General features: G+C 53.5%; 16 protein-coding genes and 2 pseudogenes. 8 read left to right on the top strand and 10 right to left on the bottom strand.

What is annotated here, in order from left to right; genetic code table 11:
- Window positions 1-151 precede the first annotated feature (151 nt).
- From xth to V9K95_RS15175, 3 genes are all read right to left on the bottom strand, one after another.
- Window positions 152-943, bottom strand: a complete 792-nt coding sequence (gene xth, locus V9K95_RS15180) for an exodeoxyribonuclease III (RefSeq protein WP_336441159.1) — start codon at window positions 941-943, stop codon at window positions 152-154.
- A 172-nt stretch (window positions 944-1,115) separates the two neighbouring features.
- Window positions 1,116-1,352, bottom strand: coding sequence for a tetratricopeptide repeat protein (locus tag V9K95_RS23730; RefSeq protein WP_440809915.1), 237 nt, complete (start codon window positions 1,350-1,352; stop codon window positions 1,116-1,118).
- Window positions 1,353-1,762: 410 nt separating this feature from the next.
- Complete coding sequence (locus V9K95_RS15175) at window positions 1,763-1,945, bottom strand: hypothetical protein (RefSeq protein WP_336441160.1); 183 nt, start codon at window positions 1,943-1,945, stop codon at window positions 1,763-1,765.
- A 792-nt stretch (window positions 1,946-2,737) separates the two neighbouring features.
- Between V9K95_RS15175 and V9K95_RS15170 the strand changes: the two genes are divergently transcribed.
- Complete coding sequence (locus tag V9K95_RS15170) at window positions 2,738-3,025, top strand: hypothetical protein (protein WP_336441161.1); 288 nt, start codon at window positions 2,738-2,740, stop codon at window positions 3,023-3,025.
- 51 nt (window positions 3,026-3,076) lie between these two features.
- On the opposite strand, the gene V9K95_RS23725 is transcribed toward V9K95_RS15170, so the two are convergent.
- On the bottom strand, window positions 3,077-3,397 hold the full coding sequence (locus tag V9K95_RS23725; RefSeq protein WP_442958562.1) for a GCG_CRPN prefix-to-repeats domain-containing protein: 321 nt from the start codon (window positions 3,395-3,397) through the stop codon (window positions 3,077-3,079).
- A 649-nt stretch (window positions 3,398-4,046) separates the two neighbouring features.
- Between V9K95_RS23725 and V9K95_RS15165 the strand changes: the two are divergent.
- Window positions 4,047-4,490 (top strand): annotated as a pseudogene (locus V9K95_RS15165) (AAC(3)-I family aminoglycoside N-acetyltransferase); the annotation flags it as partial.
- 44 nt (window positions 4,491-4,534) lie between these two features.
- Here V9K95_RS15165 and V9K95_RS15160 read toward each other — a convergent pair.
- Window positions 4,535-4,828 (bottom strand): annotated as a pseudogene (locus V9K95_RS15160) (LysR family transcriptional regulator); the annotation flags it as partial.
- Between the two features lie 105 nt (window positions 4,829-4,933).
- On the opposite strand from V9K95_RS15160, the gene V9K95_RS15155 reads away from it, so the two are divergent.
- On the top strand, window positions 4,934-5,803 hold the full coding sequence (locus V9K95_RS15155) for an SDR family oxidoreductase (RefSeq protein ID WP_336441163.1): 870 nt from the start codon (window positions 4,934-4,936) through the stop codon (window positions 5,801-5,803).
- 37 nt (window positions 5,804-5,840) lie between these two features.
- Window positions 5,841-6,314: an SRPBCC family protein gene (locus V9K95_RS15150; RefSeq protein ID WP_336441164.1), complete on the top strand. Its 474-nt coding sequence runs from the start codon at window positions 5,841-5,843 to the stop codon at window positions 6,312-6,314.
- A 475-nt stretch (window positions 6,315-6,789) separates the two neighbouring features.
- Here V9K95_RS15150 and V9K95_RS15145 read toward each other — a convergent pair whose 3' ends face one another.
- Both V9K95_RS15145 and V9K95_RS15140 read right to left on the bottom strand, forming a co-directional pair.
- On the bottom strand, window positions 6,790-7,401 hold the full coding sequence (locus V9K95_RS15145) for a class GN sortase (RefSeq protein ID WP_336441165.1): 612 nt from the start codon (window positions 7,399-7,401) through the stop codon (window positions 6,790-6,792).
- Window positions 7,398-9,653: a marine proteobacterial sortase target protein gene (locus V9K95_RS15140; protein WP_336441166.1), complete on the bottom strand. Its 2,256-nt coding sequence runs from the start codon at window positions 9,651-9,653 to the stop codon at window positions 7,398-7,400. The genes V9K95_RS15145 and V9K95_RS15140 overlap by 4 nt, the downstream gene beginning before the upstream one ends.
- Window positions 9,654-9,834: 181 nt before the next feature.
- Between V9K95_RS15140 and V9K95_RS15135 the strand changes: the two genes are divergently transcribed.
- Window positions 9,835-10,602, top strand: a complete 768-nt coding sequence (locus V9K95_RS15135; RefSeq protein ID WP_336441167.1) for a helix-turn-helix domain-containing protein — start codon at window positions 9,835-9,837, stop codon at window positions 10,600-10,602.
- A gap of 57 nt (window positions 10,603-10,659) precedes the next feature.
- On the opposite strand, the gene V9K95_RS15130 is transcribed toward V9K95_RS15135, so the two are convergent.
- Window positions 10,660-10,893 (bottom strand): hypothetical protein, encoded by a 234-nt coding sequence (locus V9K95_RS15130; protein ID WP_336441168.1) that lies wholly within the window; start codon window positions 10,891-10,893, stop codon window positions 10,660-10,662.
- A gap of 278 nt (window positions 10,894-11,171) precedes the next feature.
- On the opposite strand from V9K95_RS15130, the gene V9K95_RS15125 reads away from it, so the two are divergent.
- Both V9K95_RS15125 and V9K95_RS15120 read left to right on the top strand, forming a co-directional pair.
- Window positions 11,172-11,858 (top strand): hypothetical protein, encoded by a 687-nt coding sequence (locus V9K95_RS15125; RefSeq protein WP_336441169.1) that lies wholly within the window; start codon window positions 11,172-11,174, stop codon window positions 11,856-11,858.
- Between the two features lie 54 nt (window positions 11,859-11,912).
- Window positions 11,913-12,125 carry a hypothetical protein gene (locus V9K95_RS15120; protein ID WP_336441170.1) on the top strand — a complete coding sequence of 71 codons (213 nt, stop codon included), beginning with the start codon at window positions 11,913-11,915 and terminating at the stop codon, window positions 12,123-12,125.
- 111 nt (window positions 12,126-12,236) lie between these two features.
- Here V9K95_RS15120 and V9K95_RS15115 read toward each other — a convergent pair whose 3' ends face one another.
- On the bottom strand, window positions 12,237-12,707 hold the full coding sequence (locus tag V9K95_RS15115; protein ID WP_336441171.1) for a hypothetical protein: 471 nt from the start codon (window positions 12,705-12,707) through the stop codon (window positions 12,237-12,239).
- A gap of 445 nt (window positions 12,708-13,152) precedes the next feature.
- Between V9K95_RS15115 and V9K95_RS15110 the strand changes: the two genes are divergently transcribed.
- Entirely contained in the window at window positions 13,153-13,395 is a 243-nt protein-coding gene (locus V9K95_RS15110) for a hypothetical protein (RefSeq protein ID WP_307278109.1), read from the top strand.
- A gap of 456 nt (window positions 13,396-13,851) precedes the next feature.
- Here V9K95_RS15110 and V9K95_RS15105 read toward each other — a convergent pair whose 3' ends face one another.
- Window positions 13,852-14,520, bottom strand: coding sequence for an NAD(P)-dependent oxidoreductase (locus tag V9K95_RS15105; RefSeq protein WP_336441172.1), 669 nt, complete (start codon window positions 14,518-14,520; stop codon window positions 13,852-13,854).
- Between the last annotated feature and the right edge of the window lie 37 nt (window positions 14,521-14,557).

The raw sequence follows: 14,557 nt of genomic DNA, 5'->3' as shown, positions 1-14,557 counted from the left end.
AATCGGCCAATTTAGCAAAGCGCAATTGCAGAGCGCACACAGTCAAGTCCTCATATTTGGTTCCAGGGGCAATGGATGCCTAGATCCGAAGCCGCAGCTCGATCTAACAGGTTTTTCAGACCGCTGCGGAAATCGTTTGCTGGTCAACATTTCATTTTCTCCGCTTGATCTTGTCAGTTAGCTCAATCCACACCGGCGCGTGATCGCTGCTATGGGCCCAGCCGCGCACGTGTTTGTCGACTTCGGCCTTTGCCAATCGTCCTGCAAGATCGGCACTGAGGAGGAAATGGTCGAGTCTCAGGCCCGCGTCGCGTCCATAGGCGTTGCGGAAATAGTCCCAGAACGTATAGATCCGTTCTCCCGGATGCATCTGCCGCAGCGCATCAGTCCAGCCCTGATTGATCAAGTTTTGGTAGGCCTCCCGAACTTCTTTGCGAAACAGGGCGTCGTCCTTCCAGCGCTCCGGTTTATAGACGTCCAGTTCCGTGGGCATGACATTGTAGTCGCCCACCAGCACGACCGGAACCTCAAGTTCCAGGAGCTCCGCGGCATAGTCATGCAAACGCCGGAACCAGCGGAGCTTGTAGTCGAATTTCGGGCCGGGATAAGGATTGCCATTGGGAAGATAAAGGCCGCCAATCACAATACCGTCAACGATGGCCTCGATAAACCGGCTCTGCTCATCCTCGGGCTCTCCAGGGAGATCTTTTCGCGTAAGGTGCGGCTGTTTTCCCCGGGCAAGAATGGCGACGCCGTTCCAGGATTTTTGACCGTGCCAAACCGCGCCATAGCCCGAAGCCTCGATAGCCTTGGCGGGAAATCTGGCGTCCAGCGCTTTCAGCTCCTGAAGAACAACAACGTCCGGCTCCGCCTCCCCGAGCCAACGGAGAAGGACATCAAGACGGCCGTTCACTCCGTTGACATTGTAGGTGGCGATTTTCACGTGGATCTATGATCGTTCTGGTTACGCGAGCCAGGGGTGGCGTCGTTTTTTACCTTGTACTGGTCGGAGGATGGGAATTGACCAACATTGACAGACAAAGTGAACGGGCTCTCTTCATTTTTCCGCTCACCGTGTTTGTCGGTTCCAATGTGGATGAGCTTGCGCTTTGACATCATGATCTCCCGTTGCCTGTGCACACCAAACCCTTGTTCTTCGAGATGGAGAGGCGATTTGCCAGCCCATTGCTACAGTGGTTCCTATTACCGATTTTCCCACAGCCTATACCATACTCGCTCATTTGACCCAGTCGATATTGCGCCCCGGCATGACCTTGATCTGCCGCCTCGCGGTACAATCTAACCGCTTCTGTTGGATTAACATCACAGCCGCGCCGTCCTCTTTTTAACAATCCCCTCAGAATGTGCGCATCGGCATTGCCCGACCCGGCTTCCTGGCTATTACAGCCGCGGTGATGTCGATGTTGTCTTGATGCTCAGGCCTTTCCTCGCTCTCAGGTTTTCCACAACATCAGTTGACTGTCTACCGTCGGGTAAATTGATGCCGACATGTTGCGAGCCATACGGAGGAATTATCTGCGTGGCCTTCGAGCATTGACCGAGTCGTTGATGCGCTCACAGTCGCCATTAAATTTAATAATCAACTGTTGGGCAACATCCTTGTTTAGCTTAAACGCCTCCATCGGGTGATCGACGGTGTAAGTCTCTCCAACCTTGCCGGGACCTCGGCCCTTCCAATGCGATGTTGGCTTGGTTTGGACTATCTGTTTGTCTTCGTTATACCAGCCTTATGTTTAACGGGCTAAAGAGATTGCTCATGCTTTCTAGCTCTCAGCAATGAATCAATAGCCATTTGAATTTCCATCAGGTTTTTAATCGGTCCAGGATTTGCACCATTTTGAGCAATCTGGATAATTTCCAGCCGACGAGCAGCAATAAGTTCGTTTATTGCTTCATCGATCTCTTTGACATGTTGTGCCGCCATATCGAAATCAGCCCGCAGGCTTGCGAGTGTGCGAAAAACCGCCGCCCGAACGTCTGAGTATATTGGACAATTCGGTCCAATCCGTCGACGGTATAGGTTCAAGACCGTGAGCGGCCCTCACGTTCGTGCTCGAGGCGATTAGTTTTCCGGAGCTGGTTTCGCTTTCCCGGCGCGTCGTCCTTTTAGGAATTGGAATGTACTTCATCGCATCCTCCTCAAATTGAATAAATACTGGCTGTGTCACTATGCTTATGCAAACCGGATGTGGCCGTGGCTCAATGATAACATGTTTGATACTGATCTCTGTCTCTACGGCCCTTTGAGAGCCCTTGTGAGCAAGTCTTGGCGTATCATGGAGTGTGTGGCTGTTGACGAAAAATTTGAAATGCTTCGCAACGAATGGTTTGCATTATGTCCCACTCATCAGGTGGGACATGGCTATGCGAAAATCTACTTAAATGCACATAACGAGCTGCGCCAGGCGAAAGCTCAAAGCACTCTCGAGCGTCAGTGGTCATAAATGCCTGACGACAATTGACTGTCTGACAATTGAGGTAGGGAGTCAATGCGAACCTGAAATATCCAGTTTGTCGATTGGACCGTCACAATATTCAGGTCATGCACCGTTGACTGGGTCAAAAGGCGGGAGTCGATTCGTCTCCTACCGGGCAACGAGCCCGTGCATTCTACGAAGCCATGAGTTATCGGCACTGCAAAGGTGCCGATAACGTACTGCGCAAAAACTTCCAAGTTACAGATGGATTCATTCAGAACCGAAATGAGAATAGTGCAATGTTCAAGAAAATAAATGACAGCGCTGCAGCAGCCGATGGCGGTTCGCTGGCGTTATTTGTCGAGCGTGACGACGGCGAAGTCGAGACCTTTATTATCCTTCGTTCAATTGCCAGCCGCGGAACTCCAGACTTCAATTTGGTCACTTCAAATCTGAGGAAGCTGACACCAGACCTGTGCGCCAAAATAGCCGAGGATTTTGATCGTCTTGTTCCTACGACAGATTCAATCCATTCTTTGACGCAGTTCGTTCAGGCACTACAGGGCCAAAGCAGGCCGAAAGATTGAGCGGCAGCCCGAAGACTGCCGCTCGTGCACCGGCGTCCGGAATTTGGATTTCTACCAGTTCCTCACGCACAAGCCACGCGGCGTCAGGTGGTAACCACGTGCGCACACGCGAGCAACCGGCCTTACCCTGACACATTCACCGTATCGGTTTAGTCGCCATCCCCGACCACAAACTGATGCCCGACGATTGGGAACACAATCGCCATACCTGTTCATCCGCCAGCCGCGGCCACAACGCCAGCCAACAGCTTCAACTGGCCTGGAAATTTCGGGGCTACCATTATACGATAATGGTGCAGCTCCCGCCGGAGGAGCAAATGAGAAGAAACCCAGCGCAAGAATTAGCGCATAAAACCCTGATCTAAGTGACATCGCAGAATCCTCATTCTAATGGACCCCCGTGCCTTAGAAAATAAATCGCCAAGATGAATAGAAGGTGAATGAGATTGGTTGTGGCAGATCGGATCAGGGCAACGATCTTCTGGTCACGATCCAGACGAGACAGACCACTTCGCCTGTATGCGGAGCAGAGCTTAGGCAATTGGTTTAAACGGCGACATGCTATGAAGTTTATTCAACTTGCGTCCCGAAGGCTAAAAGAACATTTATGTTTATTACATGGCCTATACTGAACGGACGGTATGATAATAACTGGGTGACGAACCTTTACTTGTGATTGCTCTCGTTGGGATTTGCTTATCGAATCGCTGGCACGGACAACAGAACGAGCCGTCTTGTCGATTTTTTTCACGCAATCCCGTCTGCAACTTCTGCATCGGCCGTTCGGCTTTTGGAGTTTCGTTAGAAGTCAGGTTCGATCAGTCGAGGGCGTTAGGCCGCAAACCTTCCTGGCGGCAAGCCGTGAAGATTATCCCATGTGCCCGGCAAGTGTTTCGGTGCAAGGTGCAACAATTTGCATGCGCGCACGCCCCTTATACAATCACAACTTATCCCGCTCTATCTCGTGGGCATTGACTCGACGGAGCAAACTAACTCCCTTGACAGGCTAAAGGGCACGACCATGCAGTCAATGAACATCCGAAGGTTAGGACCGAACGACGAAATCCCATTTCGCGAGATGAACGTCGTGTTTGCTCGGGCTTTCGGTGATCCGGCTACCTACGCAGGCGAACCACCGACTTCGGCCTACATTTCAAATCTGCTGTCGATGGAACACGTCATCGTTCTGGTCTGCATACAAGATAACCACGTCATCGGTGGCTTGGTCGCCTATGAGCTCCAGAAATTTGAACGCCAGCGCCGGGAGATCTATATCTATGACCTGGCTGTCGATGAAAAACACCGCCATAGGGGCGTAGCAACTTCTCTCATTGAGCAGCTTCGCAGGATCTCCCGTGACCGCGGTGCCTGGGTGATCTATGTGCAGGCGGACTACGGAGATGATCCGGCAGTGACTCTCTATACCAAGATGGGCAGCCGTGAAGATGTCATGCACTTCGACATCCGTGTTGAACTTAACGCGGTGGGAGATCAAAAGCATGCAATACGTGCGCTGATCCGCAACCTGCCACGCGGCTTTTCCGCATCCGAGGCCATGGCGCTGGCTGTTTCGTAGAGCTCCGTCAGGAGCGCGGCTGTCTGCTCAAAAAGAGCACGTCCTTCCTCGGTAAGTTTAAGATTGCGCGCGCCGCACTCGAACAGCCTGAGATCAAGGGCAGCCTCCAGTTCCGCCACCCGGCGTGACGGGGTTGCCTTCGGCCGCCCGGTGGCTCGTGCGGCTTTGCCGAAGCCGCCGTGGCGGGCAACAAGGTTGAAGTCAGCAAGCGCGACGAGATCCGTTATCTGTTCTAACAGTGAGACGGAGTGTCTAGATTATCGATCTATTGGATCGATATTGATCCGTCCATATTCGGGGTGTCAAGCAATATCAACCCCGGAGAAAATCCCATGACTATCCTCGTGACCGGCGCCACCGGCAATATCGGCAGCCAAGTCATTCAGCACCTTGTCGATCGTGGCGCAGACGTTCGCGCTCTCGTCCGTGATCCCTCGAAAGCAAACTTCCCGGCCGAAGTTGCCGTCGCCAAAGGCGACTTCCTCGATGTCGACTCGCTTCGGAGGGCCTTCGAAGGCGTCTCAACGCTCTTCCTGCTGAACGCCGTGGTATCCGATGAATTCACCCAAGCCTTGATCGCGCTCAATGTTGCCCGCTCGGCCGGCGTTGAGCGAATCGTCTACCTGTCGGTTATTCACTCCGACATCTACGTCAACGTCCCGCATTTTGCCGGCAAGTTCGGCGTGGAGCGGATGATCGAGCAGATGGGCATGAATGCCACTATCCTGCGCCCGGCCTACTTCATCCAGAACGATCTGACAATCAGAGACGTCATCACGGACTATGGCATCTACCCGATGCCCGTCGGTGACAAGGGTCTCGCCATGATCGATGTCCGCGATATCGCGGAGATTGCAGCAATTGAACTGCAGCGTCGCGAACAGGCTCCTCAAGTGCTTCCGACCAATCGCATCAATCTTGTCGGTCCTGACACCCTCACAGGAACGGATATCGCCGCCATCTGGTCCGACGTTCTTGGCCTCCAGATCAATTATGCAGGCGGTGACACTGTAGTCTTCGAGCAGAGCCTGAAGCAGTTCATGCCGCCGTGGATGGCCTACGACATGCGCATGATGGGCGAGCGCTTCCTGACCGACGGCATGCTGCCCGAGGGCGGCGACGTCGAGCGCCTGATAACACTTCTCGGCCGCCCGCTCCGCTCCTATCGCGACTTCGCCAAGGATACTGCTCCCTCTGCCTGAGGCTGCCGTCTACCGTTTCCAAACAAGGAACATCGTCATGATCTATTCAACCGCTACCATCCCCGTAAATCCCGAAGGCGAAACAAAGCTGACCCGCGAGCAAGTCTGGAAGGGCCTAGAACTGAAGGCACGCGATGCGCGCCTCTTTCTCCCGGCTGGCCTCTGCACCCGCTGTGATGTCATCGAGGAAAGTGCGACGCATTTCGTGCGCGAAGCCACCATCGCTCACTTCGACATCAGGGAGATCATCACCCTTGAACCCCATAGCAAAGTCACCTTCTTCCAAGCCACTGGTCCATGTGAGGGCGCGATCATCAACGAAATCTTCGAAGATGAAACAGGGGCCCTGCAGCTGAAATTCTACTGCTACATCGGCCTGCGCGGCAAAGTTCCGAATGGTCCGGAAGAACAGGCGGAACAGAGGCAATTCGACAGCGAAAAGGGATACAAATCGGCCCTGCTATCGACCCTGAAACGGACACGAGAGCTGCTTGCGGAGGGTAGCCTCTGACGGCCCGCGTCAACACCGCGGCAAGGCGTCGTGAGACATCTCGGCGCTCTGCCATTTGTGCAGAGCTTGCACCTCTTGATTATCCGGCAAGCCCGGCATCGTTACTCAAGGGGAACCTTATTACAATAAAGTTCGTCCAGACCGTTATGGATATTTCTTTGGAAGGATTCCCAGTCTCGTAGTCACATTCTTCGAGAACAATGAGAAAGCCAATTGACGCGATGCAGTAGATTTCACCATTGTTGGCATATCGGGTCGCCTTTCCAAGATACGCCCGTCCAGATGGTCTTGCATCTTGGTGAAATGCTTCGGGTCAAATCCATCGACCCAAGCTATCGCACAGGCGCAAGGATTAGCGTTCCGATGATTGATAATTATCTTTGGGATAACTCCTTCAAAATGCTGGTCGTAGACCCTTTTGCAGACACGTGGGATTTGCGTCGTCCAGTCGATCGGGTAGCTGAAGAGCCACTTTTCAATTTCCCGGAACAAGCGTCGCCTTCACGAGATAGCGCATTGGACCGGACGTGATGCTGTCGAATGGCCAGCAGGTAGCAAGCACGAGATTTTTGCCGAGTGCCTCGGCGTTGACCCCGGATTGATCCCACCGAACGATTGCCGTTTCCGTCACCCGGTAGTGGAAGGCTTGGGCATCCTTTCCTGTGGCCATGATGTCATCGCCGATACCCACATTCTTCAGGAACGCAAAATGTGTATCGCGATGTGCGGCATAGACTGTCGTGCCATCGCCGCCGGGCTCAGCGCTTCGTTCGAGATGACCGGGGCCAAAAGCCAGGGCTTGACCACTTGCACCATGCAGTACGATGGCGCTCTCAGCCAGGCGGGGAACCTCTATGCGGGCAACAGGCCATGTGTCAGCCCAGGACCAAGGTTTTACAGTCTTGCCAGTTGCGAGCGTTTCGGCAAATGCGCGTTCCAGGAGTATCTGCGCGAGCTCAGCCTTCGCATGCACCCAAATGCCCTGGCCGAAAAGCAGGAAACCGGTAAGAGCAGCCATCATAGTTACGAGCCGAAAGGCCGGGCGCAAGACCGCCCAGCCCTTGGGTGTTTCTGGCGTCGCGATCATGATGACTTGCTCCCGGATTTACGGTTGAGCAACAGACCGGCACTGGCCAGGAGAAGCAGAAGGCCGCTGAGCATGCGTAGTTCAGCATCGGTTGCAGTTTGAGGCAGAGGTAGCTGTCCTTGCAAGTCTCCGGCCACCTCGGACGCTCTGTTCAAAGCGATCTGCTTGATATTTTGTATATCGATATCAGCTTTGCGGTCCGCGTGCTCCCCGAAGACCTTGTCGAAATCCCAGCCCGCCGGAAGATTCAGCGGAACGTCAGAGTGTGTCAAAGGCTGGTCTTGAGTGCGTGACGGTGTCTTGTCGACCGCAACCAGGCTGGTAAGACGGGTTACGAGACCATGGTCAAGAGCCAGCTTGAGAATGCGCTTGTTGGTTTCGTCGATGCCAGAGATGCCAAGCGTATTCTCGACTTCCGCATCGGAAATCCTGCGACGCGCCCAGAGCTTAGACAGGCCTTCACCAGTCGCAGCATTGGCTACTGGAACCGTCACCTCCCAAGGCTGCCTTCCAATCGTTCCCTTTACAGTAAGAACTCCTGAAAGTGAGCCAAGCTTTGCTGCGATGACCAAAGGCTCGCCCTGATAAAGATCAGGCAATTGGGATGGTGTCATGTCCTCATTGCCGGACGAGAATGTTGCAACAAGGTTGGTTACGACAGGGTTTTCCAGTTTAACGAACAGATCACGCATACGGTCATTGACCTGTTCGCCCGAACCAATGAATGTAAAACTGCCACGACCGAGCTCAGCAGCGCGGTTCATCAGGTAGCTGTTCGGAGCCGAGCCGATGCCGACCATGAAAACCCGTGAGCGACCGCGTTTTGCGGCAATTGTATCCAGGAGTTGCTGCTCATTGCCAACAGCACCATCGGTGAGGAAAACAATCTGGCGAATAAAAGACTGATCAGCCGGACGGGCGTCATTCAACGCCGCCCGTAACGGCTCAAGCATTTCCGTACCGCCGGATGCCTGAAGGCTGCCAACAAATTCACGAGCCACGGAAACGTTCCTGGCATCGGCTTTGACGGTGTCAACAAAAAGAAGGTTCATTGTGTCATCAAAACGGATGATGTTAAATTGATCGGCGGGTTTTAAACGGCTCAATGCATAATCCAGGCTGGCCTTGGCTTGATCCATGGAAGGTCCGCCCATGGAGCCGGAATTGTCGATGACGAAGACAATCTCGCGGGGACGTGCATCTTTCTGCTGCTGGATGGCGGGAGGTGTTACGTATGCAATGGCATAATCTTCGTCGCCGACATGTTCCCGGAAAAGTCCAACTGCGGGAACCTTGCTTTCCTTCGGCTTCCAGGTCAGTTCAAAATCTCTATCGGCATGGGTGCCGTCAAGGAGAGTGATAAGCCGCGTCTGGGCATCGATGGTTTCCGTCTTTACAGAATGGAAATGGCTCTTGACTTCGTCAAGGTTAAATCCCGCCTGTAGACGAACCTTGATACTCACCGGATTTACTGGTGCGTTGATACGGCGATCGAGCACAGGAGATGTAATCTTTTCGCGGTCAGGAACGGGATCAGCCACAACACTCCAATCGTTGCCGTTGACGGAGACATCCGCTGATTGCGTCACTGGGGCGGGATTATAGCGAGGTGCAACAACCAGCGGCACGCGAAGGGAAAATACATCGTCGGAAAGGCGGACAGGCTCCTGTAGATCGATCTGTACGACGACCTGTTCGTGCGGTCCGATATTGGCGAGCGAGTTGGCAAAAAGATTAGGTCGCGCCGCTTCCACCAGGCTGGCTTTCTGACCAACTGCCTTTGCATTCTCGTAGATGGCTTTCGCCTCCAGCCGCTCCTTGATTTCTCCTATGATAACGCGTTTGCCGACGACCATCTTAAGCCCGTGGACTGCACTGTCCTCCGGCAGAGGATATGCATAGACAGCCTCGACCCAGTCATTGGAAGGGTTTGTGAATATCTGGGTGATGCGAGTGCGAGCCGTCGGGCCGCTGACAACGATGTCAACATCAGTCGCCACGCGGGTGGCTGCCACATAGTGGCCTGGCGCGGTGCCCTGCAACAGCAACGAACCGGATTTTACGTCATCAAGCGTCATTTGTTGTGTTCGAGAAGAAGAAACTTCTGCACGCGAAGGAATTGCAGAAAACAGGGTCGCAGCAAGCGCAATCAATGGCAGAACGAGAAGGTTGATCAGGCCAATTGCTCGGCAACTGTGCCCCACCCAGCGGGGTATTGATCTTTTTTTGCGGTTGAGTGTTAAAGGGTTCATCGGAAAGCTCCTGTTGATGCTCCCGTCGGGAAGCTTTCCCCATTTCATCCACGTGCCATTTTGCCGCCAGCGTAAGCTTCCGTGATGTTCCGCACCCATGCGCCATCTCCAGCCTTGCCGGATGCCACGATGTGTGGATATGTGACGGAATGTGCGGACCCTTACATATTCGGGCAGGTGAATGGATAGCGACGAACTTTCCGAAAAACAGAACCTGGCTGTTGCCGCGCGAATTCGTGAAGAATTGGCGCGTCGCAGAATCTCTAGGCAGCATCTGGCCGATCTTGCGAAGATAAGCCTTTCAACGCTGGAAAAGGCCCTATCAGGCCACCGACCGTTTACGCTGGCAACGACGATACGATTGGAAGAGGCGCTTGCCATGCGCCTGCGGGCTGCAGACATGCAGAATGTTTCGTCTCCCGTTTCAAATGGCCAGGCAGATGAGCAATTGGGGGCATACTCACGGGCATCGGTGGCGTGGATAGAAGGTCTTTATCTGACGATCCGCCCATCGTTCGGCGACAGGCAGGCGATCTTTGCCTATTGCACCGAGATTCATTGGAGCAACGCCTCTTCCAATCTCCGGTTCAATGAAAAAGACAGGTTAGACGCTGCTTTCACCCAACAGGGTACAGTGGCAATCCCCAATCTTTCCGGCCATATTTATCTCTCTACCAACACATCCGGTCAGCAGAGATTGATCATTGTGTCCCGACCTTCCATTACCGGTGAACTGTACGGAATACTTACCACGTTGCAGGCCGGTCGCGGCGCACAACTCACACCCGTGGCTGCCCCGATAGTCTATATTCCAATGAAGGCGCTGGCCGAGGCTCCGATGGGCCGAATAGGTCCTGATCAAGCAGGTTTCGCACCTTATGCCGCTTTTCTCAAGCGCGCTGTGGAAGAACCGTTCGCCATGTTTTTGCCTGGCGTAGTAGCGCAATGATCGGTTGTACGGGATAATTAAAAAGCTGAACCAACCGAGAAACCATCGTCTTTACTTTCACTGCGTGGCGTTTTCGCCAACGCAACCATATGGTGGTACGGACTTGGCAAAACGGGTTTCAAGCATGGCACATCCCCATCTATTGATTGGGTCTGGCGCGGCATTGTTGAGGGTGATGCCAATTTCATCGTAAGGGCTGTCCGTGTTGCTGACGTAGCGATACCAGCGAGAGCCAGCAAGAGCCATCACCGCAATAATAATCGTCAAAAAAACGAGAAACAATTTCTTCATAACGCTTCCTTAAACTACAGCCCACCCGCTTAGCATTAATGTTGCAAGGCCGAAACGAATTCTTCCTTTTGGCTGCAAAGCGTCGTGTGAGGCCTAGCGGCCAAATTGCCTGCTTTGCGAGAGGAACTGAAAAACCTGGTGGGTGCTTCCCTGGAATCTTGTTCACGGGAACCATCGGACCAGGACAGTTTGCCGAGGCGACTGAAGCAATAGGAGAGCCTGTGCTGGTTTGATTTTCGTGTTATTCTGCGCTCAGGTGAATTTTGGGGAGGATGACCTTGGCACAAGATCGTTTGGAACCCGAACCAACGCGCACAATCGGCGATGATGCTCTGCGCCAAATTGGGACAGTTGCATTGCTCTCAGTCCTGTTGGGGTTTGTCATGCAAGGGTTTATACTTGCCGCCAAACTAGCCGGAGGCAGCGCCCCTGCGGGTGTTTTGTTTATCTCTGATTTGGCTCAAGGCGTCACATGGTCATTCTTCGTCTGCACAGGTGTCAGCATCGGCGTATTCCTGAGCAAAGCTCGCGCGTCCGTGGCGGGACTCATCGCACTGGCATCAGCGCCGATTGCAGTTGCCTTCGCGAAATCAGCGCAGAAAACCATGAATGGAATATTGAAGGTAGCGGATCAGCCGGCAGTACTTTCCCTGGCGACAATCAGTATTCTTCGCGCAATTGAATACGGGATATTGGGTTGGCTTTTGGCGAAGCTTGTCCAGCAAGATTCTCTAAAAATCGACCGATACATCGGATCAGGGGTATTGATCGGCGTTGTATTTGGTGGAGCAATTGCCTTTCTGACTTATTCGTCTTCTTTAACAATGGGGACAGCTCTTACGCTCCCGAAAACTTTGGGTACAGTCGTGAACGAAGTGGGCTCGCCCATCGGGTGTGCACTGCTCATATATATTGGTCAATGGATAACCCATCGCCATAAATTGATCAGCGAACAGGATAGCTAGAAGTGGTTTTTGGAAGTGCGCGATAATTTTTGCGCCTGACGTCGCAGGCCTGCAGTGAACCGTTGCCGCAAGGGACAGCCAGGGCTTTCCCACGCTGTGGCTTTGCCGATCCTTGCCCGGCTGGTTCATGGACTGATCGGCATAGGCAATTTCTTCGGTTTTAGCCGTCGCGCATATTGGCTCAACCACTCCAGCGAAGTGCAAAACACCGTGCCGCAGAGCTACGAGAGGTCTGGTGTGGGCAAACTACCCGAAATAAGCCTCTGAACGTCCTCGCCAAGAACTGCATAAGCACCGAAGCTCGAGTGTTGCCTAACGCGGCGATGCTTGTCGGCCCTCAACCAACGGAGGGCGTGAGGACCAACCCAAACATTGGAATCAGGCATGCCTGGATTTGCCGAGCGGCCCCGGCGCCGCCGGCAAAAACGGAGTTAAGCTGTACCAGCAAACAGCAGAGTTCCGATAGTTGGATTTCATGTGCATGAAATAGGAGTGAAAACGTTTCTCTATCCGCCTCGCCTCGGTCTGTGTAGCCGGGTCAGTGCTGATGGAAAGCGAACCCTCGGTAAGTAGATCGCCATGTATCCTGCTCCGGAGAAACTGAATGGTCGCCATCTCTGAATCGCAATGCCATTCACCTCCCTTGTACTGCGCACTCAGGGATGGACGATCCAGCGTGGACCAAATGATGCAGTAGTTTCCTATCCGATCAAGTGAGTTCAATTTGGCTGGCGAATCGGATGTCCAGATCGGCCCATCAACCAATACGACACCCTCTTCTGCGAGCACCTCCTGTTCAAAATCCTTTTCATCGTCTGGATGCATGATGAACCGCTTCTGATTCCTCAAGCCCATAACCTCCGCATTAACTGACTCGCCGATAGCTCCATGGAGGGTACATTCAACGAGCTTGAATAGCTGCGCAAGGCCAGTCACGGCGCAGGGTAAAATGACGATATTCAGCGACTAAAGATATGTCCGCGGACAGCTTACAACGTTGGCAAAGAGATTTGACTTCGTGTGAGTACAGCAAGCTCTCTTATTCGTAATCGGTCCAAATAACGTTTCGAATGAAAACGCTGCGTGGACACTGCCCACGTAGCGCCGCAGCTGAAGCCCGTGAGGCATGTTCGCTCAAGCACTGACGTGATATCCCTGATTTGATGACATTGTTGTCACAGGCTCAGACATTAGCAGTCGTCGGCTTTTGCTGAGTTGGCGCACTGCTTGCGTGCGCAACTCAGGATCGAATATCATCGCTCAAACAAGCCAAATCGGCTCCTGGAGGGAAAGCATGTCCATAATGCGACCACGCATCGACCGCCGCCACCCCGAGCGTTTTGCAGAGTGTCAACGTGCTGTCGAAGATGAAATAATCAACATCATCGGTGATGCCCAAGAGGCCGGTTGGGACCGGGATGAAATCCTGTCCGCCATAGTCGAAGTGGCCGATAGGATGGGACTGGCTCTTGGGGCCAATACACTACGCTCAGTAGAAACGGAGCTCGGCCGGTTACGAAAACGTAAAAATATCTGATAGGTCAATGAGGAATGTGGTGAAGACAACCAAGCCTTATAAATGACGCGTGTCCATTGGCTTTTGATTGTCGGAACTTTTACCATCTTCCCGACGTTCTTGGCCCCGTTTGCCGAAGCGCCATCCGACCGCGCTCCCCGTTGAGCTCACCATGGCGCCAGGCATTCCTAAATCCACTACCCTTCAAAGTATATTGAAAACTTTTTGTCTCCAGGAGACATGGGGCTTGTCGCCAAACATACGATGGCCACTGCGCTATCGCCCACCGCGTTGATCAGACACAGGCTTCTCCTTGTCTGCTTTGGCATCAATTAAAGGATGTCTCAGGGCACCCTCAACTGATCCATCACGTTCCTGGTGCAGGCGTTCCTTTGGCCTTCCAAGCCCTTGAGTTCATGAAACTCAGCTTCGTATCGGGCCGCAGTGGAGATCTTGGCGTCAATTTGGATCTCGCGGTTACCATGTGATGAACGGCGTTTTCTTGAGCCATGTGCTCGAGGTGATTTGATCGAGCAGGAAGGTGGCAACGTCTTTACGCGAGATCGTACCGCCATGTACGTCGCTGAGATCGGTCAGAGCTCGGACCGGTTTGTGCTCCTGTTTGTTGTTCAGGATCGAAGGACGGACAATGGTCCAATCGAGATCGCTGCCCTTTACGATTGCCTCCTGGCGGTTCTTGTCAGCGTAGACCTTCCGCAAAAGCAAAGGATAGATCAGGTTATCGAAGAGAAAGCCGCCATGTCCCTTGCTGTCGCCGGCGCCAAGCCCGGTAACCGCGATAAGCCGTGAGACCTGCTCTGCCTTCATGGCATTGACGAGCGCGCGGGTCGCGGTGGACAGAAGCGTGACTTCACGAAAAGGGCTCGCTGGCGTACCAAGGGCGCTGATCACCGCATCGCGGCCTTTGATGGTCTGGCGAAGGGCCTTTTCGTCGCGGGCATCGCCAACGACAATATTGGCGCCCTTGAGTTCAGCTGCCTTCTCTGGCGAACGGACCAGGACGGTGACGTCATAGCCGCGGGCCACAGCCTGGGCTACGATATGGCGACCTGTCGGGCCGGTGGCACCCAGGATGACGATTTTCGGGGAAGCGGCCAGATTTGACTGAGTAGCGGACGTTGTCATTGGATGTCTCCGTGTTGGATTTGCTTGACACCCCGAA

It is taken from the genome of Phyllobacterium sp. CCNWLW183 (assembly GCF_037203775.1).
Classification (GTDB): Bacteria; Pseudomonadota; Alphaproteobacteria; order Rhizobiales; family Rhizobiaceae; genus Phyllobacterium; species Phyllobacterium ifriqiyense.
This window is presented reverse-complemented; position numbering and strand designations above follow the sequence as displayed.